16 protein-coding genes are annotated in these 19,477 nt (G+C 71.6%); 14 read left to right on the top strand and 2 right to left on the bottom strand.

The genetic code is table 11. From position 1 onward, the window contains the following. The first annotated feature begins 129 nt into the window (after positions 1–129). The 13 genes from pyrR (at position 130) to AB0M59_RS18735 (ending at position 14,815) form a co-directional block, all read left to right on the top strand. Entirely contained in the window at positions 130–747 is a 618-nt protein-coding gene (gene pyrR, locus AB0M59_RS18795; protein ID WP_364616534.1) for a bifunctional pyr operon transcriptional regulator/uracil phosphoribosyltransferase PyrR, read from the top strand. Further along, positions 744–1,676: an aspartate carbamoyltransferase catalytic subunit gene (locus tag AB0M59_RS18790; RefSeq protein ID WP_364388022.1), complete on the top strand. Its 933-nt coding sequence runs from the start codon at positions 744–746 to the stop codon at positions 1,674–1,676. Before pyrR ends, AB0M59_RS18790 begins: the two co-directional genes overlap by 4 nt. Continuing rightward, positions 1,673–2,959, top strand: coding sequence for a dihydroorotase (locus tag AB0M59_RS18785; protein ID WP_364616532.1), 1,287 nt, complete (start codon positions 1,673–1,675; stop codon positions 2,957–2,959). Before AB0M59_RS18790 ends, AB0M59_RS18785 begins: the two co-directional genes overlap by 4 nt. Next, the gene (locus AB0M59_RS18780) at positions 2,959–3,453 is read left to right on the top strand and encodes a transporter (RefSeq protein ID WP_364616529.1); all 495 of its coding nucleotides are present in this window, start codon (positions 2,959–2,961) and stop codon (positions 3,451–3,453) included. The genes AB0M59_RS18785 and AB0M59_RS18780 overlap by 1 nt, the downstream gene beginning before the upstream one ends. After that, positions 3,450–4,571, top strand: coding sequence for a glutamine-hydrolyzing carbamoyl-phosphate synthase small subunit (gene carA, locus AB0M59_RS18775; RefSeq protein WP_364616526.1), 1,122 nt, complete (start codon positions 3,450–3,452; stop codon positions 4,569–4,571). Before AB0M59_RS18780 ends, carA begins: the two co-directional genes overlap by 4 nt. Then, complete coding sequence (gene carB, locus AB0M59_RS18770; protein ID WP_364616523.1) at positions 4,571–7,885, top strand: carbamoyl-phosphate synthase large subunit; 3,315 nt, start codon at positions 4,571–4,573, stop codon at positions 7,883–7,885. Before carA ends, carB begins: the two co-directional genes overlap by 1 nt. Continuing rightward, a complete protein-coding gene (pyrF, locus tag AB0M59_RS18765) occupies positions 7,882–8,739 on the top strand; it encodes an orotidine-5'-phosphate decarboxylase (protein ID WP_364616520.1) in 858 nt (285 codons plus the stop codon). The genes carB and pyrF overlap by 4 nt, the downstream gene beginning before the upstream one ends. Positions 8,740–8,847: 108 nt before the next feature. After that, on the top strand, positions 8,848–9,165 hold the full coding sequence (gene mihF / locus AB0M59_RS18760) for an integration host factor, actinobacterial type (RefSeq protein WP_013224622.1): 318 nt from the start codon (positions 8,848–8,850) through the stop codon (positions 9,163–9,165). Continuing rightward, entirely contained in the window at positions 9,162–9,830 is a 669-nt protein-coding gene (gmk, locus tag AB0M59_RS18755) for a guanylate kinase (protein WP_364616517.1), read from the top strand. The genes mihF and gmk overlap by 4 nt, the downstream gene beginning before the upstream one ends. Beyond that, the gene (rpoZ, locus tag AB0M59_RS18750) at positions 9,827–10,096 is read left to right on the top strand and encodes a DNA-directed RNA polymerase subunit omega (RefSeq protein WP_005152353.1); all 270 of its coding nucleotides are present in this window, start codon (positions 9,827–9,829) and stop codon (positions 10,094–10,096) included. The genes gmk and rpoZ overlap by 4 nt, the downstream gene beginning before the upstream one ends. Beyond that, positions 10,089–11,309 (top strand): bifunctional phosphopantothenoylcysteine decarboxylase/phosphopantothenate--cysteine ligase CoaBC, encoded by a 1,221-nt coding sequence (gene coaBC, locus AB0M59_RS18745; RefSeq protein WP_364616514.1) that lies wholly within the window; start codon positions 10,089–10,091, stop codon positions 11,307–11,309. The genes rpoZ and coaBC overlap by 8 nt, the downstream gene beginning before the upstream one ends. Before the next feature lie 94 nt (positions 11,310–11,403). Continuing rightward, positions 11,404–12,606, top strand: coding sequence for a methionine adenosyltransferase (gene metK, locus AB0M59_RS18740; RefSeq protein WP_364616807.1), 1,203 nt, complete (start codon positions 11,404–11,406; stop codon positions 12,604–12,606). Positions 12,607–12,715: 109 nt separating this feature from the next. Next, the gene (locus AB0M59_RS18735) at positions 12,716–14,815 is read left to right on the top strand and encodes a primosomal protein N' (RefSeq protein WP_364616511.1); all 2,100 of its coding nucleotides are present in this window, start codon (positions 12,716–12,718) and stop codon (positions 14,813–14,815) included. Positions 14,816–15,145: 330 nt separating this feature from the next. Here the strand turns inward: AB0M59_RS18735 and AB0M59_RS18730 are convergent, their stop codons facing one another. Together AB0M59_RS18730 and AB0M59_RS18725 are read right to left on the bottom strand one after the other, a co-directional pair. After that, a complete protein-coding gene (locus AB0M59_RS18730) occupies positions 15,146–16,477 on the bottom strand; it encodes a hypothetical protein (RefSeq protein ID WP_364616508.1) in 1,332 nt (443 codons plus the stop codon). Positions 16,478–16,556: 79 nt separating this feature from the next. Next, complete coding sequence (locus AB0M59_RS18725; protein ID WP_364616505.1) at positions 16,557–17,372, bottom strand: lysozyme; 816 nt, start codon at positions 17,370–17,372, stop codon at positions 16,557–16,559. Positions 17,373–17,575: 203 nt separating this feature from the next. On the opposite strand from AB0M59_RS18725, the gene ggt reads away from it, so the two are divergent. Further along, positions 17,576–19,372 carry a gamma-glutamyltransferase gene (ggt, locus tag AB0M59_RS18720; protein WP_364616502.1) on the top strand — a complete coding sequence of 599 codons (1,797 nt, stop codon included), beginning with the start codon at positions 17,576–17,578 and terminating at the stop codon, positions 19,370–19,372. Positions 19,373–19,477: the final 105 nt, after the last annotated feature.

Here is a 19,477-nt window from a genome sequence, read left to right as displayed (position 1 = left end):
CCGCGAATCACGCCACACCACCCGTAAGACTGAGCAAAGTGCCTGCTACTGTCGGTGGGAAAGCCCCGACCAGCAGGGGAACAGACGTCCTTTAAGGACCCGTCCGGTGAGGCGGGGAAGGAGTCCGAAGTGTCGTCACGTCCGCGTGGCGCGGCTGGTTCGGCCGGGGAGCGCGAGCTCCTGACGGCCGGCGATGTCGCGCGCACGATCGCCCGAATGGCCCATCAGGTCATCGAAAAAACCGCGAACGGTGCGGAGAGCACTACCCCGCCCGTGTTGCTCGGGATCCCCAGCCGCGGCACTCCGCTCGCGGCCCGCCTGGCCGACAAGATCGGCGAGTTCTCCGGCGTCCGCCCGCCGACCGGCGCCCTCGACGTCACCCTCTACCGGGACGACCTCCGCCGCCGCCCGCCGCGCGCGCTCGAACAGACGCAGCTGCCCCCGGACGGCATCGACGACCGGGTGGTGATCCTGGTCGACGACGTCCTCTTCTCCGGCCGCACGATCCGGGCCGCGCTCGATGCCCTCCGTGATCACGGCCGCCCCCGCGCGGTGCAGCTGGCCGTGCTGGTCGACCGCGGCCACCGTGAGCTGCCGATCCGCGCCGACTACGTGGGCAAGAACGTGCCGACCGCCCGCACCGAGGGCGTGTCCGTCCTGCTGGCCGAGATCGACGGCCGCGACGCGGTGCTGCTCCGTCCATCGGAAAGCGGCCCGACCGAAGAAGTACCTGGAGAAGATTCGTGAAGCACCTGCTCGCCACCGACGGGCTGGACCCGGCGCTGGCCACGGCCGTGCTGGACACGGCCGACGAGCTGAAGCACACCCTGCTCGGCCGCGAGGTCAAGAAGCTGCCGACGCTGCGCGGCCGCACGGTGATCACCCTGTTCTACGAGAACTCGACGCGCACGCGGGTGTCGTTCGAGATCGCCGGGAAGTGGATGAGCGCGGACGTGATCAACGTCTCCGCGTCCAGCTCCTCGGTGAACAAGGGGGAGTCCCTGCGCGACACCGCCCTGACGCTGGCCGCCGCGGGCGCCGACTGCGTGATCGTCCGGCACCCCGCCAGCGGCGCCGCCCAGCGGCTCTCGGAGTGGCTCGCCGAGCCCGGTACCTCGGTGGTCAACGCCGGCGACGGCACCCACGAGCACCCCACCCAGGCGCTGCTCGACGCGGCGACGCTGCGGGAACGCCTCGGCTCGCTCAAGGACCGCCGGGTCGCGATCGTCGGGGACGTCCTGCACAGCCGGGTCGCCCGCTCCAACATCCACCTGCTCTCGGCCCTCGGCGCGGAGGTGGTGCTGGTCGCGCCGCCGACGCTGCTGCCCTACGGCGTCGAGAGCCTGCCGGTCACCGTCTCGCACGACCTGGACGCCGAGCTGCCCGCGGTCGACGCGGTGATGATGCTGCGGGTCCAGGCGGAGCGCATGCACGGGGGGTTCTTCCCGAGCGCACGCGAGTACTCGATCGCTTACGGCCTCTCGGAAAAGCGGCAGAAGCTCCTGCCGGACCACGCGGTCGTCCTGCACCCGGGCCCGATGCTGCGCGGGATGGAGATCGCGAGCGCGGTCGCCGACTCCCCGGCCTCGGCCATCACCGAACAGGTCCGCAACGGCGTCCACGTCCGGATGGCGGTCCTCTACCACCTCTTGGCCAGTGAAGGAGCCGCCGCGTGAGCACCGTGATCAAGGGCGCCCGCCCGTACGGCGAGGGTGACCCGGTCGACGTCCTGGTCGAGGACGGGGTGATCACCGCGATCGGCGCCGTCCAGGTCCCCGAAGACGCCGAAATCGTCGAAGCCGGCGGCCAGGTGCTGCTCCCCGGCTTCGTCGACCTGCACACCCACCTGCGCGAACCCGGCCGCGAAGACACCGAGACGATCGACTCCGGCTCGGCCGCGGCGGCGCTCGGCGGCTACACCGCGGTGTTCGCCATGGCCAACACCGACCCGGTCGCCGACAACGCCGTGATCGTCGACCACGTGTGGCGGCGCGGGCAGGAGGTCGGCCTGGTCGACGTCCACCCGGTCGGCGCGGTCACCGTCGGGCTCAAGGGCGAGAAGCTCGCCGAGCTGGGAACCATGGCGAACTCGCAGGCGCGGGTCAAGGTCTTCTCCGACGACGGCCTCTGCGTCGCCGACCCGCTGCTGATGCGCCGCGCGCTGGAGTACTCGACCGCGCTCGACGTCGTCATCGCGCAGCACGCCGAGGAGCCGCGGCTGACCGTCGGCGCCCAGGCGCACGAGGGCGAGCGCGCGGCCCGGCTCGGCTACACCGGCTGGCCGGCCGCCGCGGAGGAGTCCATCGTGGCCCGCGACTGCCTCCTGGCCCTGCACGCCAAGGCGCGGCTGCACGTCTGCCACGTCTCCACTTCGGGCACCGCGGACGTCCTGCGCTGGGCGAAGGACCGCGGCACCAAGGTGTCGGCCGAGGTCACGCCCCATCACCTGCTGCTCACCGACGAGCGCCTGGCCACCTACGACCCGGTGAACAAGGTGAACCCGCCGCTGCGGACGGAGTCCGACGCCGAGAAGCTGCGGGCGGCCCTGGCCGAGGGCGTCATCGACTGCGTCGCGACCGACCACGCGCCGCACGCGGTGCAGGACAAGGACACCGAGTGGACCGCCGCGCGGCCGGGGATGCTCGGGCTGCAGACGGCGCTGTCCATCGTGGCCGAGACCATGGTCCGCCCCGGGCTGCTCGACTGGCGCGGCGTCGCCCGCGTCATGAGCGAGCGGCCCGCCGAGATCGGCAACCTGGCCGACCAGGGCCGCCCGATCGCGGTGGGGGAGCCCGCGAACCTGACGCTGGTCGACCCGGACGCCGAGTGGACGGTCCGGGGCGCCGAGCTCGCCAGCATCGCCGCCAACACCCCGTACGAGGGAATGCGGCTCCCCGGTGTGGTGACCGCGACGCTGCTGCGCGGGCGGCTCACCGCGCGGGACGGGAAGGTCTGCTGATGGAACGCCTTTGGCTGGTGCTGGCGATCGTCGCCTTCTTCCTGCTCTGCCTGTGGGGCATGTACGTCGGCTGGCGCCGCAAGGCGCGCTCGCAGAGCGTGCAGGTGCCGCCGTTCCCCGCCATCCCCGAAGACGCGGGCGACGCGCTGCTGGAGTCCACCGGCGTCTACGTCGCCACGACGTTCGCGGGGGAGTGGCAGAACCGGGTCGTCACCCGCGGCGCGGGCCTGCGCACCGGCGCGGTCCTGCGGCTGCACGACGGCGGCGTCGCGGTCGAACGCGGCGGAGCGCCCGACTTCTGGATCCCGCGCGACGCCGTCACCGGCGTCCGCCGGGACAACAAGATCGCCGGGAAGGTGATGGGCACCGACGCGCTGCTGGTGCTCACCTGGCGGGCCGGCGACGCCGAGCTCGACACCGGCTTCCGGGGCGACGACCTCGACGACTATCCACAGTGGATCGAACAGCTCAAGATCAAGGGAGGTGCCCAGTGAACGCGCGCGCTCAGGCCGCACTGGTACTCGAAGACGGCCGGGTGTTCCGCGGCGCCGCCTACGGCGCGCAGGGGCGGAGCCTCGGCGAGGCGGTGTTCTGCACCGGCATGACCGGCTACCAGGAGACGCTGACCGACCCGTCCTACCACGGGCAGATCGTGGTGCAGACCGCGCCGCAGATCGGCAACACCGGCTGGAACGACGAGGACGACGAGTCCTCGAAGATCTGGGTCAACGGCTACGTGGTGCGCGACCCCGCGCGCACGCCGTCCAACTGGCGCTCTCGCCGGACGCTGGACGACGAGCTGGTGAACCAGGGGATCGTCGGCATCGCCGAGGTCGACACCCGCTCGCTGACGCGCCACCTGCGCGAACTCGGCGCGATGCGCGCGGGGGTGTTTTCCGGCGACGCGCTGGGCACCGTCGACGAGATGGTCGCCGAGGTCCTGGCGAGCCCGAAGATGGAGGGCGCCGACCTGGCCGGCCAGGTCACCACGCCGAAGCCGTACGTGGTCTCGCCTTCGGGGGAGACGCGCTTCCGGGTGGTCGCACTGGACCTGGGCATCAAGTCCAACACCCCGCGGCAGATGGTCAAGCGCGGCATCGAGGTGCACGTGCTGCCCTCTTCCGCGTCGCTGGAAGACGTCCTGGCCGTGGAGCCGGACGGCGTGTTCCTGTCGAACGGCCCGGGCGACCCGGCCACCACGGTGCACGCGACCGAGCTGACCAAGCAGGTCCTGGGCCGCGAGATCCCGCTGTTCGGCATCTGCTTCGGCAACCAGGTACTGGGCCGCGCGCTCGGCCTGGGGACGTACAAGATGCGCTACGGCCACCGCGGCATCAACATCCCGGTGATCGACGTCGCCACGAAGTCGGTGGCGATCACGGCGCAGAACCACGGTTTCGCCCTGGAAGGCGAGCCCGGGCAGCGCTTCGAGTCGCCCTTCGGCGCGGCTCAGGTCAGCCACTACTGCGCCAACGACGGCGCGGTCGAGGGCCTGCGGGCCTTCGACGTCCCGGCGTTCTCGGTCCAGTACCACCCCGAAGCCGCGGCCGGCCCCCACGACGCGGCGCCCCTGTTCGACGATTTCGTTTTGCTCATGGAGAAGAAGGCCTGATGCCGAAGAGGACGGACATCCAGCACGTGCTGGTGATCGGCTCCGGGCCGATCGTGATCGGGCAGGCCGCGGAGTTCGACTACTCCGGTACCCAGGCCTGCCGGGTGCTGCGCAGCGAAGGCCTGCGCGTGTCCCTGGTGAACTCGAACCCGGCCACCATCATGACCGACCCCGAGTTCGCCGACGCCACCTACATCGAGCCGGTGACGCCGGACTTCGTCGAGAAGGTCATCGCGGAGGAGCGCCCCGACGCGATCCTGGCGACCCTCGGGGGGCAGACCGCGCTCAACTGCGCCGTCGCCCTGCACGAGCGCGGGGTGCTCGACAAGTACGGCGTCGAGCTGATCGGCGCCGACATCGACGCCATCCAGCGCGGCGAGGACCGGCAGAAGTTCAAGGACATCGTGCGCTCCATCGGCGCCGACGTCCCGCGCTCCCGCGTCTGCCACGACATGGACGAGGTCCGGGACACCGTCAAGGAACTCGGCCTGCCGGTCGTCATCCGGCCGTCGTTCACCATGGGCGGACTCGGGTCCGGCATGGCGCACACGCCCGAGGACCTCGAGCGGCTCGCGTCGACCGGGCTCACCGAATCTCCCGTCACCGAGGTGCTCATCGAGGAGAGCGTGCTCGGCTGGAAGGAGTACGAGCTCGAGCTGATGCGCGACAAGCACGACAACGTCGTGGTCGTCTGCTCGATCGAGAACGTCGACGCGATGGGCGTGCACACCGGCGACTCGGTCACCGTCGCGCCGACCATGACGCTCACCGACCGTGAGTACCAGGTGATGCGCGACGTCGGCATCGCGGTGCTGCGCGAGGTCGGCGTCGACACCGGCGGCTGCAACATCCAGTTCGCGATCAACCCCGAAGACGGCCGGATGGTCGTCATCGAAATGAACCCGCGCGTGTCGAGGTCTTCCGCGCTGGCGAGCAAGGCCACCGGCTTCCCGATCGCCAAGATCGCCGCGAAGCTCGCCATCGGCTACACGCTCGACGAGATCCAGAACGACATCACCAAGGCGACCCCCGCGGCGTTCGAGCCCACTTTGGACTACGTCGTCGTGAAGATGCCGCGGTTCGCCTTCGAGAAGTTCCCGGGCGCGGACCCGACGCTGACGACGACGATGAAGAGCGTCGGCGAGGCGATGTCGTTCGGCCGCAGCTTCCCCGAGGCGCTCGGCAAGGTGATGCGCTCGATCGAGACGAAGGCGACCGGGTTCTGGACCCTGCCCGATCCCGAGGGCGCCACCGTCGAGTCCACTTTGGACTCGTTGCGCACGGCGCACGAAGGCCGGCTCTACGAAGTGGAACTCGCGCTGCGCCTGGGCGCCACCGTCGAGCAGGTCCACGAAGCCTCCGGCATCGACCCGTGGTTCATCGACCAGATCGCCCTCATCGGCGAGGTCGGTGCCGAGGTCCGCGACGCGCCCGTGTTGACCGGGGATCTCCTCCGGCGCGCCAAGCGCACCGGCTTGTCGGACCGCCAGATCGCCGCGCTGCGCCCGGAACTGGCCGGCGAGGACGGCGTCCGCGCGCTGCGGCACCGCCTCGGCGTGCGGCCGGTGTTCAAGACCGTGGACACCTGCGCGGCCGAGTTCGCCGCGAACACGCCGTACCACTACTCGGCCTACGAGTCCGACCCCGAGGCGCAGTCCGAAGTGGCGCCGCAGCCGGACAAGCCGAAGGTGCTCATCCTCGGCTCGGGCCCGAACCGGATCGGCCAGGGCATCGAGTTCGACTACTCCTGCGTGCACGCGGCGATCGCGTTGCGGGAGGCCGGGTTCGAGGCCGTCATGGTCAACTGCAACCCGGAAACCGTGTCCACCGACTACGACACGTCCGACCGGCTGTACTTCGAGCCGCTGTCCTTCGAGGACGTCCTCGAGGTCGTGCACGCCGAGCAGGCGTCCGGCACGGTCGCCGGCGTCATCGTCCAGCTCGGCGGCCAGACCCCGCTGGGCCTGGCCAAGCGGCTCGCCGACGCCGGCGTGCCGGTGGTCGGAACGCCGCCGGAGGCCATCCACCTGGCCGAGGACCGCGGCGCGTTCGGCGAGGTGCTCACCGAGGCCGGGCTGCCCGCGCCGCGCTACGGCACGGCGACGTCGTTCGAGGGCGCCAAGCGGATCGCCGACGAAATCGGCTACCCGGTGCTCGTCCGGCCGTCGTACGTGCTCGGCGGGCGCGGCATGGAGATCGTCTACGACGAGGAGACCCTGGCCGGCTACATCAGCCGCGCCACCGAGATCAACCCCGAGCACCCGGTGCTCGTGGACCGGTTCCTCGACGACGCCATCGAGATCGACGTCGACGCGCTGTTCGACGGCGAGGAGCTCTACCTCGGCGGGGTCATGGAGCACATCGAGGAGGCCGGGATCCACTCCGGCGACTCCTCGTGCGCACTGCCGCCCATCACGCTCGGGCACACCGACCTGGAGGCCGTCCGGCGCTCCACCGAGGCCATCGCGCGGGGCGTGGGCGTGCGCGGGCTCCTGAACGTCCAGTACGCGCTCAAGGACGACGTCCTGTACGTCCTGGAGGCCAACCCGCGCGCGTCGCGGACGGTGCCGTTCGTGTCCAAGGCGACGGCGGTGCCGCTGGCCAAGGCCGCCGCGCTGATCATGACCGGCTCGACGATCAAGGACCTGCGCGAGAGCGGGGTCCTGCCGGCCGAGGGCGACGGCGGGCGGATGCCGGCCGACTCGCCGGTCGCGGTGAAGGAAGCCGTGCTGCCCTTCCACCGCTTCCGCACGCCCGAAGGACACGGCGTCGACTCGCTGCTGGGCCCGGAGATGAAGTCCACCGGCGAGGTGATGGGCGTCGACGTCGACTTCGGCAAGGCGTTCGCCAAGTCGCAGAGCGCGGCCTACGGCTCGCTGCCGACGTCCGGGCGTGTGTTCGTCTCGGTCGCCAACCGCGACAAGCGCTCGCTGGTGTTCCCGGTGAAGCGGCTGGCGGACCTCGGGTTCGAGATCCTCGCCACGTCCGGCACCGCGGAAGTGCTGCGGCGCAACGGGGTCGCGTGCACCGTGGTGCGCAAGCACTACGAGGGCTCGACCGAAGCCGAGCCGAACATCGTGGACGTCATCCTCAACGGTGACGTCGACATGGTGATCAACACTCCTTACGGCAACAGCGGTCCGCGCGTCGACGGCTACGAGATCCGCACCGCCGCGGTGTCGCGCGACATCCCGTGCGTGACGACCGTGCAGGGCGCCGCGGCGGCCGTGCACGGCATCGAGGCGCTCATCCGGGGCGACATCGGGGTCAAGTCCCTGCAGGAGCTGCAGGCGGCGCTGAAGGCGAAGTCGTGACCGCGTCTTCGGAGCGGGAACGGTTCGGGGCGCGGCTGGCGAAGGCCATCGCGGACCGGGGCCCGCTGTGCGCCGGGATCGACCCCCACCCGGGCCTGCTCGAGGCCTGGGGGCTCCCGGTGGACGCTTCGGGCCTGGAACGGTTCGCGCTGTCGGCCACGGAGGTCCTGGCGGCGCGCACGGCGATCGTGAAGCCGCAGTCGGCGTTCTTCGAAAGTTTCGGAGCCGCGGGCGTCCGCGTGCTGGAACGGGTCGTGGAAACCGCGCGCGAAGCCGGCGCACTGGTGCTGCTGGACGTCAAGCGCGGCGACATCGGCTCCACGATGGCGGCGTACACGACCGCATACGTGGCCGAGGGCGCGGCGATCGCGGCCGACGCGATCACCGTTTCGCCGTACCTCGGGTTCGGCTCTTTGGTCCAATGCGCCGAAACGGCGGTCGCCGCGGGGCGCGGCATCTTCGTGCTTGCGCGAACTTCCAACCCCGAAGCGGCCGCGGTGCAGAACGCGAAGCTGCCCGACGGGCGCACCGTCGCGCAGGCGATCGTCGACTCGGCGGCGGCGCTCAACGCATCCGCGGGGCCGCTCGGCGATGTGGGTGTCGTGGTCGGCGCCACGGTTGCGCCGGGCGAACTGGACCTCTCGCGGCTCAACGGACCGGTGCTGGCGCCCGGTTTCGGGGCCCAGGGAGCCACTGTGGCCGATTTGCGTGCGCTTTTCGGTGCGTCCCTGCCAGGCGTGCTGCCCGCGTCGTCCCGGGACATCCTGAAGCACGGGCCGGAGCAAGCGGCTTTGCGCCAAGCGGTCGAACGGGTCGCCGAAGTGCTGGCCGACCCGCAGGAAAACGACCAATAGCAGGGCCCGGAACCGGGTCCCACCAGGCACCCCCGCATTGTGGCCGGTGCTCACGGGTGGGTACCGTCGCGTCACCCACCCAGTTTTGAGAACTATCCGGAGGAAAACGTGGCACTTCCCCAGCTGACAGAGGAACAGCGCGCTGCGGCGCTGGAGAAGGCCGCCGCCGCTCGCAAGATCCGTGCTGAGCTGAAGGAGCGGCTGAAGCGGGGCGGTACCACTCTGGTCGACGTGCTGAAGCAGGCCGAGGAGAACGAAGTCCTCGGCAAGATGAAGGTTTCGGCTCTGCTCGAGGCCCTTCCGGGCGTCGGCAAGGTCCGCGCGCAGCAGACCATGGAACGACTGGAGATCGCCCCCAGCCGTCGCCTTCGCGGCCTCGGCGACCGGCAGCGCAAGGCGCTGCTGGCCGAGTTCAGCGGCGAGTGAACGGCGCCGGTCGTGACTGCCCGGTGACCCCGGGCGCCGACCGCGGCAGTGAGCCGGTGGCGGGGGACATCCCCCGGCACCGGCTCACCGTCGTATCGGGGCCTTCGGGGGTCGGGAAGTCGAGCGTGGTGGGCGAGCTGCGGAAGCTGGAGCCCGACATCTACTTCAGCGTCTCGGTGACCACGCGCAAGCCCCGCCCCGGCGAAGTCGAGGGCGCGCACTACCACTTCGTCGACCGCGCCGAGTTCGACGCGATGGTCGCCGACGGCCGGCTCCTGGAGTGGGCCGAGTTCACCGGCAACTGCTACGGCACCCCGCGCGAGCCGGTCGAGAAGGCCCTCGCCGAGGGACGCCCGGCGATCCTGGAGATCGAGCTGCAGGGCGCCCGGCAGGTCCGCGCGGCCATGCCGGAGGCCCGGCTGGTGATGCTGATGCCGCCGTCCTGGGAGGAACTGGTCGGCCGGCTCACCGGGCGCGGCACCGAGAACGAGGCCGCCGTGCAGGCCCGGCTGGCGGAAGCGGAGCGTGAACTGGCCGCCGCCGGCGAGTTCGACCACCGCGTCGTCAACGCCGACGTGCGGGACGCCGCCGAGCACTTGCTAAACTTGATTACCGGCGAGCAGTTTGCCGCCGGTATTCCCCAGGATTCGGAGCACCACGAGTGACGACTCAGGCGACCCTGCACGAAGAGCTCGAGGGCATCACCAACCCGCCGATCGACGACCTGCTCGAGAAGGTCAGCTCGAAGTACGCGCTGGTGATCTACTCGGCCAAGCGTGCCCGCCAGATCAACGACTACTACGCCCAGCTGGGCGAGGGCCTGCTCGAGTACGTCGGCCCGCTCGTCGAGCCGGGCCCGCGCGAGAAGCCGCTCTCGATCGCGCTGCGCGAGATCCACGGTGGCCTGCTCGAGCACACCGAGGGTGAGTAAACCCAAGGTCGTCCTGGGCGTGGGCGGCGGCATCGCCGCCTACAAGGCCTGTGAGGTGCTGCGCGGGCTGACCGAATCCGGTCACGACGTCCGCGTGGTCCCCACCGAAGCCGCGCTGAACTTCGTCGGCGCGGCCACCTTCGAAGCCCTCTCCGGGCACCCGGTGCACACCGGCGTGTTCACCGAGGTCCCCGAGGTCCAGCACGTCCGCGTCGGCAAGGAAGCCGACCTGGTCCTGGTCGTCCCGGCCACCGCGAACCTCCTCGCGAAGGCCGCCCACGGCATCGCGGACGACCTGCTGACGAACACCCTGCTCACCGCCCGGTGCCCGGTCGCCTTCTTCCCGGCGATGCACACGGAGATGTGGGAGCACCCCGCGACCCGCGACAACGTGGCCCTGCTGCGCTCGCGCGGCGCGATCGTCACCGAGCCGGACTCCGGCCGGCTCACCGGCGTCGACACCGGCAAGGGCCGCCTGGCGAACCCCGCCGAGATCGTCGACCTCGCCCGGCTGCTGCTGGCCCGGCCGGACGCCCTCCCGCGCGACCTCGAAGGCGTCCGCGTCGTCGTGTCGGCGGGCGGCACCCGCGAGCCGCTCGACCCGGTCCGCTACCTGGGCAACCGCTCGTCCGGCAAGCAGGGCTACGCGCTGGCCCGCGTCGCCGCCCAGCGCGGCGCCGAGGTCACCCTGGTCACCGCCCACACCGTCGCGCTGCCGGACCCGGCGGGCGCGGTCGTCTCGCACGTGTCGACGGCGGAGGAGCTGCGGCAGGCGGTGCACGCCGCGGCCGAATCGGCCGACGTCGTCGTGATGGCCGCCGCCGTCGCCGACTTCCGGCCGGCGAACCGGGCCGACCACAAGATCAAGAAGTCCGACGACCAGCCGGACCCCGTGATCACGCTCGACCGCAATGCGGACATCCTGGCCGAACTGGTGCGCGATCGGCGCCCGGGTCAGGTCGTCGTGGGATTCGCCGCGGAAACCGGCGACGAGCACGGCGACGTCCTCGACCACGCCCGCGTGAAACTCAAGCGCAAGGGCGCTGACCTGCTGGTCGTCAACGCGGTCGGCGACGGCAAGGCGTTCGGCACGGAGGACAATTCGGGCTGGCTGCTCGGCTCCGACGGCACGGAAATCCCCATTCCTCTCGGCGCGAAGGCTGAACTGGCGTCCACTCTGTGGGACGCTGTTGTGAGCTTCATGAAGCGTTGACCGTCCTCCGAGCGATAGTCAGTACGCTTGCATTTGATAAGGGGTGCCTAACTTGCGGGGCATCCGACGTCTAGGTGAGGAAGTGACGGCCACCGTGACCGCGTCTAGCAGCAGATTGTTCACCTCGGAGTCGGTGACCGAAGGACACCCCGACAAGATTTGCGACGCCATCAGCGACTCGATCCTCGACGGCCTGCTGTCGAAGGACCCTCGCAGCCGGGTCGCGGTCGAGACCCTGATCACCACCGGCCAGGTGCACGTCGCCGGCGAGGTGACCACGGAGGCGTACGCCGACATCCCCACGATCGTCCGCGACGTCATCCTCAAGATCGGGTACGACTCCTCCGCCAAGGGGTTCGACGGCAACTCCTGCGGCGTCAACGTCGCGATCGGCTCGCAGTCGCCCGACATCGCCCAGGGCGTCGACACCGCGTACGAGTCGCGCGTCGAGTCGGACGAGGACGAGATCAACCGCCAGGGTGCCGGCGACCAGGGCCTGATGTTCGGCTACGCCTGCTCGGACACCCCCGAGCTGATGCCGCTGCCGATCGCGCTGGCGCACCGGCTGTCGAAGCGGCTGACCGCGGTCCGCAAGGACGGCGTGCTGCCCTACCTGCGCCCGGACGGCAAGACCCAGGTGACCATCGAGTACGCCGGTGACCAGCCGGTGCGCCTCGACACGGTCGTCGTGTCCTCGCAGCACGCCGACGGCATCGACCTCGAGCGGATGCTCAGCGTCGACGTCAAGGAGCACGTGGTCGGCCCCGAGATCGAGGCACTGGGCATCGACACCTCCAGCGCGCGGCTGCTGGTCAACCCGACCGGCCGCTTCGTCATCGGCGGCCCGATGGGTGACGCCGGCCTGACCGGGCGCAAGATCATCGTCGACACCTACGGCGGCATGGCCCGCCACGGTGGCGGCGCGTTCTCCGGCAAGGACCCGTCCAAGGTCGACCGCTCCGCCGCGTACGCGATGCGCTGGGTGGCCAAGAACGTCGTCGCCGCCGGGCTGGCGTCGCGGACCGAGGTGCAGGTCGCCTACGCGATCGGCAAGGCGGCCCCGGTCGGCCTGTTCGTCGAGACGTTCGGGACCGAGACGGTCGACCCGTCGAAGATCCAGCAGGCCATCACCGAGGTCTTCGACCTCCGGCCCGCCGCGATCATCCGCGACCTCGACCTGCTGCGCCCGATCTACGCGCCGACGGCGGCGTACGGCCACTTCGGCCGGCCCGAGCTGGACCTCCCCTGGGAGAGCACGGCCCGCGCCGAGGCGCTGAAGAACGCGGCCGGCGCCTGACACGTTCGTGGTCCGTGAAGGCCACCTTGAGGGACTCTATGGTCCTCGAGGTGGCCTTCACGGCGTTCTGGCGCTCGGGCTGTCGGAGGGGTCTGGTAGAGATCACGGCGTGAGTAGCTCCGAGCCCGCCGCTCTCTGGGACCTCCCGGAGAAGCCGCCCGCCGCTCCGGCGGCGCCGTCGCGTGCCCGGAAGTCGAAGCCGAAGCCGGGGCAGAAGGCCAAGGGTGCGCAGTCGCCCGCGCCCGAGCGGCCGGTCGCGCGGATCGTCGTCGACATCCCGCTGGCCCACCTGGACCGCACCTTCGACTACCTCGTGCCGGAGAAGCTGCACGAGACCGCCGTGCCGGGCTGCCGCGTCCGCGTCCGGTTCGCCGGGCAGCTCGTCGACGGCTACCTGATCGAGCGCGGCGAGACCAGCGACTACGGCAGCAAGCTGGCGTTCCTCGACCGCGTGACCTCGGCCGAGGCGGTGCTGCCGCCGTCGTTGCACACGCTGTGCCGGGCGGTCGCCGACCGCTACGGCGGCACGCTCTCGGACGTCCTGCGCCTGGCGATCCCGCCGCGTCACGCGAAGGCCGAGGGCGAGCCGGCCCTGCCGCCCGCGGCTCCGCCGGAGGCGCCGGACACCGCGGCCTGGGCGCGCTACCAGCGTGGCCCGGCGTTGCTGGAGGCCCTCGCCGAGGGCAAGCCCGCGAACGCCGTCTGGCAGGCCCTGCCGGGCGAGGACTGGCCGCGCCGGCTCGCCGAAGCCGCCGGTTCCGTGGCGGCGGCCGGCCGCGGCGCGGTGCTGGTGGTGCCGGACCACCGCGACCTGACCCGGGTGTACGAGGCGTGCGCGGCGATCGTCGGGGAGGACGCCGTGGTGGCGTTGATCGCCGGGCTCGGGCCCGCCGAGCGCTACCGGCGCTGGCTGGCGGTGCTGCGCGGCGCGGTGCGGGTGGTGGTCGGCACGCGGGCGGCGATGTTCGCGCCGGTCCACGACCCCGGGCTGTTCGTCGTCTGGGACGACGGCGACGACCTGCACCTCGACCCGCACGCGCCCTACCCGCACGTCCGGGACGTCCTGATGGACCGCGCGCACGCGGCGAAGGCGTCTCTGCTGGTCGGCGGGTTCGCCCGCACGGCCGAGGCCCAGCTGCTGGTCGAGTCGGGCTGGGCCGCGCCGGTCTCGGCCGACCGCACGGTGCTGCGGTCCGCGGCTCCCCGCGTCACCCCGGTCGGCGAGGACTTCGACGTCGCCCGCGACGAGGCCGCCCGCGTCGCCCGGCTGCCGGCGGTGGCGTTCGAAGCCGCGCGGCAAGCGTTCGCGGCGGGTTTGCCGACGCTGGTCCAGGTGCCGCGGCGCGGGTACGTCCCGGGTCTGGCCTGCGGAAACTGCCGCACGCCGGCGCACTGCCGCCGGTGCGCGGGGCCGCTGGCGTTGCCCGGCGGCTCGGTGGACGGTCAGCCGAAGCCCCCGGCATGCCGCTGGTGCGGCGTCCCGGAGACGGCGTTCCGTTGCACGGCGTGCGGCTCGGTGAGGCTGCGCGCGGTGATCGTCGGCGCGAAGAGGACGGCGGAGGAACTGGGGCGCGCGTTCCCGGGCATCCCGGTCCGGACTTCGGGAGCGGCGGAGGTGCTGGCGTCGGTCCCGGGCAAGCCGGCGCTGGTGGTGTGCACACCGGGAGCGGAACCGGTGGCCGAGGGCGGCTACGGCGCGGCTCTGTTGCTGGACGGCTGGGCTCTGCTGGGGCGTCAGGACTTGCGGGCGGGGGAGGAGGCCTTGCGCCGCTGGATGGCGGCGGCTTCCCTGGTCCGCCCGGCTTCCGCCGGCGGCCGGGTGATCGTCGGGGCCGAGGCGGGCATGCCGGTGGTGCAGGCCCTGGTCCGCTGGGACCCGGCTTGGCACGCGGGGCAGGAGCTGGCCGAGCGCCAGGAGCTGGGCTTCCCGCCGGCGATGCGGATGGCGAGTGTGGAGGGGAGTCCGGACGCTGTGGCCGGTTTCCTGTCGGACTTGCCTCTTCCGCCGTCGGGAGAGGTGCTGGGTCCGGTTCCTCTCGGAGAGATCGACGAAGAGGGCAATGCCGAGCGGGAACGGGCTTTGGTCCGGGTGTCCCGGGCGGAGGGCAAGGCTTTGTCGGCGTCGATCCACGCGGCCGCGGCCCGTCGCGACGCGAAGAAGGCGACGGAACCGATCCGCATCCAGCTCGACCCGCTGGACCTGATCTAGCGACCCGTGTCGACCCCCCATCGCGCGAGATGCCCCTCCAGTCACGAGTGATGCCCGCTCAATCACACGAGATTCCCTCCAGACACGGGTGATTCCCCTTGGCGCACGGTGGTTCCGCGTGTGGAACAACCGAATCCGCGTGATGGAACCCGGAACTCGCGTGATGTAAGACGGAACTCACGTGATCGCAGGCGTAACTCGCGTGATCGGGAGGCGAACTCGCGTGTCCGCCGGGGTACCACTCGTGATCAGAGGGGCATCACTCGTGATTGAGCGGGCATCTCTTGTGATTGGAGGGGCATCACTCGCGATTGGGGAGTCGACAAGGCGTCACCGGGGGAGGACCGTGCCCGGCAGGGACTCAACCGCCGCCCGCGGAGATTCCTTCGCTGGCATGGAAACCGCTCGAGGCGAGCCGGCCGCGGCGGAGGTCAACGCGATCACCTCGGACGCGATCGCCTGACGACGGGCCTCGAAGTCGGGGTCGGCCAAGCCCACCGGCTGGCCCAGCACCGGCGTGTGCAGGTGACCGCCCGCCACCGACGTCAAGCCCAAGCCCAACCGGACCCGGTTCGCGCGGAACATCGACTCGTTGGACAAGTAGTTCCCGCCCCCGCCCGAAGCCGCGATCTCCCCGGGTGCCGGGGCGTCCGAACGGCACACCGGCGTCCCGGTACCGGGGTGCGACGAGTCCGGCCACACGCAGAACGCCTGGTTGAAGTTGACCGGGTAAGCGCCGGTCACCTCGAGCATCCGCGAGTACGGCAGCGTCGTCTCGATGAACTGGACGTCCGGTTGCGGCCAGCCCGCGGCCGGCGGGACCCCGCCCGTCACCGACACGTTGTTGTTGTCCGGGAAGCCACCTCGCCAGGCGCCGGCCCAGCGTTCGACGTCGAAGCGGCCGGGACGGCCCTGGCTGATCGTCAGCACCACGTCGGGCCGCCGCGCGCGGTCGCGCAACGCCGTGCCGTACGCCGCCTCCACGATGCCCTGGTCGAAGTACCCCCACACCACCGGGAAGCTCACCGCCTGGACCACGGCCGGGCCGGACGGCGTGTCGAGGACGCGCCCGTCCAGCTGCAGCGCCGACGCCCCCGCCGGGTTCGAGATGGTGATGCCCGGGCCGTCCAGCTGGAACGGGTCGAAGCCGCTCACCATGACCCGCCGCGTCTTTCCGAGCGGGAACCGGACGTCGTCGAGGCCGCGCGAGCCGCGGTCGAACGCCGTCAGCAGCGCATCCCGCCGCGACGGGAACGACGTCCACTGGCGGATCGCGCTGCTGAGCTGCAGCCGCGCCCAGTACAGCGGCCGGTCGTCGAAGCGGTCGAGCGTGCCGAGGTCCGGCCGGCGGCCCTGCGCGCGGTCGACAGCCGTCCGCCACAGCCGGTCGCCGGCCTGCGTGACGACGTGTTCGGCACGACGCGGGGTGCGCGCCGCGCAGAGGTCGTGCTTCACCTCGGCCACGAAGGGGTCGAGGCCCGCCAGCCGGACCAGCTCGGGCCCGACCGCGGGGCCGCCGGCCGGCAAGGCAGCGGTCAGGCGCTGCTCTTCCACGGTCAGCGGCACGGACGGGTCGAAGCAGCCGGGCGCGGCCGTGGCCACCCCGGGAGACACGAAGAGCGGGACGGCGGTGAGCAGGGGGAGCAGGGCGGTCAGGCGCACGGGTTTCCCTCCACGGCGTGGGTGACGCGGCCGAGTCTTCCGTCGACCGCGCCACCCGCGTAACCCGCGGAAGTCGGGATCAGCCCGTCGCCAGCACCTTCAACCGGGAAATGTCCGCGCTGAACTGGTCCTGGTCAATGGGCGAGGAGCTGTACTGCCAGAACGTGTAGAAGCCCCAGTTGTACGGCAGCGTCCCCGCCGACGACGCGTACCGCGCCACCCACAACGGGTTCGTCGAGCTGAAGTCGCCCGTGTTGCCGGTGCACTGGCTCCACCAGCTCGTCGCCGTGTAGATGACCGGCCAGCGGGTCGTTTTCGCGTGGTACTCGTCGCTGAACGCCTTGATCCACGCCACCATCTGGGCCGGGGTCTTGCCGTAGCACGCGTTGTTCGGGCCCCACTCGATGTCGAGCGTGCCCGGGAGCGTCTTGCCGTCCTTCGACCAGCCGCCGCCGTGGGCGACGAAGTAGTCGGCCTGCGCGGCGCCGCCGGCCCCGTCCGGGCGGCCGTAGTGGTAGGCCCCGCGGATCATGCCGACGTTGTACGACCCGGTGTACTGCTGGCTGAAGTACGCGTTCTGGTAGCTGGTGCCCTCGGTCGCCTTGACGTAGGCGAACTTCTTGCCCGCGCTCCAGTACGACGCCCAGTTGACGTTGCCCTGGTAGGAGCTGACGTCGATGCCGGGGACGCTCGCGTCCACCGACGCCGGCGCCAGTCCGGCCGGGGCGACGCCGTCGTGGGCGCGGATGGCCGCGCCCATCTCGTGGTTGTTCGACGCGTCCTGGTCCGGAAGGCCGGGCGAGGCCGAGGCTCCGGCGGCGGTCACGACCAGCAGGGAGGTCGAGACGGCCACAGCGGCGCCGAGCAGGCGGCGCCATCTGCGTGGTGCGGTCATCTTCAGTTGTCCTTTCGGTTGCCCTCGCTGTGCGCGGCTGTGCAGGGCCGCGCCGGACGATTCTGTGGCAGCGACGTGGGCAGCGTCACTCCGCCATGTGATCCAATTTCGAAGTCTGGGGAAACTCGTAAAATTCTGACCAGGCGGGCGCGTCGCCTTTTGGCGTCTTGAACGTGCCTGGTCCGAGGGGCAGACTCGCCCGCATGCCCGCGCACCGGAGTCGCACCCTCGTCATCGCCGCCACGGCCGCGCTCCTCACGACCGTCGCCGCCGGACCCGCCACCGCCGCCACCCCCACGCCGAAGTCCCCGGTCGCCGTCGGTTTCGGGGGCGCCGTGGCCAGCATCGACGCCGACGCCACCGCGATCGGCACCCAGGTCCTGCGCGACGGCGGCAACGCCGTCGACGCGGCCGTCGCGGTCGCCGCCGCGCTCGGCGTCACCGACCCGTTCTCCGCCGGCGTCGGCGGGGGCGGGTTCCTCGTCTACTACGACGCGAAGACCCACCGCGTCCACACCCTCGACGGCCGGGAGACCGCGCCGAAGACTGTCGACGCGAACCTGTTCGTCGAGAACGGCCAGCCGCTGCCCTTCAACGACGCCGTCACGAGTGGGCTCAGCGTCGGCGTCCCGGGCACGCCCGCGACGTGGTCCGAGGCCCTCCGCAAGTGGGGGACGCGCTCGCTGGCGAAGTCCCTGAAGCCCGCCGAAGACCTGGCGCGCAAGGGGTTCGTCGTCGACCCGACGTTCCAGACGCAGATCGCGAACAACGCCGCGCGGTTCGCCGCGTTCCCGTCGACGCGCTCGCTGTACCTGCCCGGCGGCGCGCCGCCGACCCCCGGGACCGTCTTCCGCAACCCCGACCTCGCCGCGACGTACGCGCAGCTCGAGCGCCACGGCGTCGACGCGCTCTACCGGGGCCCGATCGGCGCCGACATCGCCAAGACGGTGCAGCAGCCGCCGAAGGATCCCGCTTCGACGCTGAACGTGCGCCCCGGCAAGCTCGGCACCGCCGACCTCGCCGCCTACCGCGCCATCGAGCGCACCCCGACCCACGCGACCTACGAAGGCCTCGACGTCTACGGCATGCCGGCGCCGTCCTCGGGCGGGCTCACTGTCGGCGAGGCGCTCAACATCCTCGAGAACTTCGACCTCAAGCACGCGAGCAAGACCGACTACCTGCAGTACTTCCTGGAGTCGACGCGGTTCGCCTTCGCCGACCGCAACCGCTGGATCGGCGACCCCGCCGTCATCGACGTCCCGGCGCGCGAACTGCTGAGCCAGCGCTTCGCCGACTCGCGAGCGTGCCTGATCTCGAAGGACAAGGCCGCGACCAGCCCGGTCGCGCCGGCCGACCCGAAGCACCCGGCGCCGTGCGCGGCGGGCGCGACGGCCGCGCCGACGCCGTACGAGGGCGAGAACACGACGCACCTCACGGTCGCCGACAAGTGGGGCAACGTCGTCGCGTACACGCTGACGATCGAGCAGGAGGGCGGCAGCGGGATCGTCGTGCCTGGCCGCGGGTTCCTGCTCAACAACGAGCTGACCGACTTCTCCTTCACGCCGGTGACGCCGGGCGTGCCCGACCCGAACCTGCCCGGCCCGGGCAAGCGGCCGCGCTCGTCGATGGCGCCGACGATCGTGCTCGACCACGGCCGACCGTTCTTCGCGACCGGCTCCCCGGGCGGCGCGTCGATCATCACGACGGTCCTGCAGGTGCTCCTCGGCCGCATCGACCGCGGACTGTCGCTGGAGAACGCGATCGCGGCGCCGCGGGCGTCGCAGCGGAACTCGGCGGCCGCCCAGGTCGAGCAGGAGTTCCTCGACCTGCCCGAGACGGCCGTGCTGAAGGCCCGCGGCCAGGGCTTCTCGACGGCGCCGGCGGAGATCGGCGCGGCGACGGGCGTGGAACGCCTGCGTGACGGCCGCTGGCTGGCGGCCGCGGAACCGGTCCGGCGCGGCCAGGGCGCGGCCCAGGTGGTGTACCCGGCGCGCTGGTAGCACTCGGCTCGAGCTGACCCAGTCCATCTACGCGCAGCTGGCCGAGACGTACGACGTGCGTCCCGACCAGGCGTGGCAGACGGTCCGCTCCTTCGGCCCAGACCG

Source organism: Amycolatopsis sp. NPDC051371 (assembly GCF_040682155.1).
In the GTDB taxonomy this organism is placed as follows: Bacteria; Actinomycetota; Actinomycetes; order Mycobacteriales; family Pseudonocardiaceae; genus Amycolatopsis.
The sequence above is the reverse complement of the archived record's forward strand: the minus strand, read 5'-3'. Positions and strand labels throughout refer to the sequence as shown.